Source organism: Campylobacter sp. RM12647 (genome assembly GCF_020138135.1).
Lineage (GTDB): Bacteria > Campylobacterota > Campylobacteria > Campylobacterales > Campylobacteraceae > Campylobacter_E.
In genome coordinates, this window is record NZ_JACGAS010000055.1 from 1 (window position 1) to 1,298 (window position 1,298).

General features: G+C 27.1%; 2 protein-coding genes. Both read left to right on the plus strand.

Annotated elements, in window-relative coordinates; all coding sequences use genetic code 11:
- Positions 1-525 (plus strand): molybdopterin dinucleotide binding domain-containing protein (locus AVBRAN12647_RS09555; protein WP_336607735.1); only part of this gene is annotated, 525 nt, incomplete at its 5' end.
- A gap of 107 nt (positions 526-632) precedes the next feature.
- Entirely contained in the window at positions 633-1,181 is a 549-nt protein-coding gene (locus AVBRAN12647_RS09560; RefSeq protein ID WP_239803609.1) for a hypothetical protein, read from the plus strand.
- Positions 1,182-1,298 lie beyond the last annotated feature (117 nt).

The following is a 1,298-nucleotide window of genomic DNA, read 5'->3' on the forward strand; positions in this document are numbered from 1 at the left end:
ATATTTTCTAAAAAGATTGATAAGTTTGGCTATGATGATTGCAAAGGCTTAGTTCAATTTTATGAACCAGCTGAATATTTAGGCAATGCTAAAAAATATAAATTAAATCTAATCACTCCACATCCAAAGTATAGATTACACTCACAACTTAATAATACTTTTTTAAGAGATTTTGAAGAAGTAGAAGGAAAAGAAAGCTTATGGATGAATCCAATTGATGCAAAAGCTCGTGGTATTAAAAATGGAGATATAGTTCGTATATTTAATGATAGAGGGGAAATACTAGGTGGTGTTTTAGTAACTGAATATGTTAAACCTGGTGTAATTAGAATGCAAGAAGGCTCTTGGTATAATCCTAATAAAAAAGGCTTATGCTTACACGGAGATGTAAATGTGCTTATAGCTGATATTCCAAGTAGCAAACTTGCTTGTGGTAATCAAGCAACTGCTTTAGTAGAAATAGAAAAATATACTAAAGAAATTCCAGCACTTGATTTATTTAGACAACCAAAGTTTAAAGCATAAATTAAATAAAGCCTAAAAGTATATTTTAGGCTTTAAAAATACTTATTAAGATAAGTAATAAAAACAAATAATAATAAGTATAAAAACATTTATAAGGATAATAAAAAATGAAAAAACTAATATTATTAAGTTTAATTACAAGCTCATTATTAGCTAATAATTATGCTTTAGAAAACACTCCTTTAAGTATTAATAATAAAACAATAGGAACAATTATTATAGGAACTAAGTTTGATATAGTTAAAAATGATAATAATAAAAGTGAGATAAAACTTACAGGCTATCGTCCTAAAGGTGGAAAAGCTATTTATGATACTTTAGGTGTCTTATCAAATAGCGTAAATCTTGATGATGCTAATGCTGTTAAAGTAATAGGAACTAAAGTAGATGATTATGATAATACTTGGGAAGTAGTAGAGATAGTAGCTAGCGTTGATAATACTAAGATTACAAATAAAGATATTATAGAAGATGGTAAGGCATTATTTGAAGAAAGATGTGGTATATGCCATGCTTTACATGCTTATGATGAGTTTAGTAAAAATGTATGGCCAAGCACAATTAAATCTATGCAAGATAATGCAAGTTTAGATGAGAATGAATACTATCAAGTAGTAAAATACTTACAAAGAGTAGCTCCTGGTGATGATGAGTGAGTATGCTTTAAAAGTGTAAGTAAATACTAAAAAAGATTAAGGAATTTAAAAGTTTGTTTTTAAATTCCTTTTGAGTGTTTTTTAAATATCTTAGTGGTTTATTGGGTTTTAAAATAA

Excerpts from the sequence above, each read along its gene's own strand:
- AVBRAN12647_RS09560 (WP_239803609.1), top strand. The coding sequence starts at position 633 with ATGAAAAAACTAATATTATTAAGTTTAATTACAAGCTCATTATTAGCT.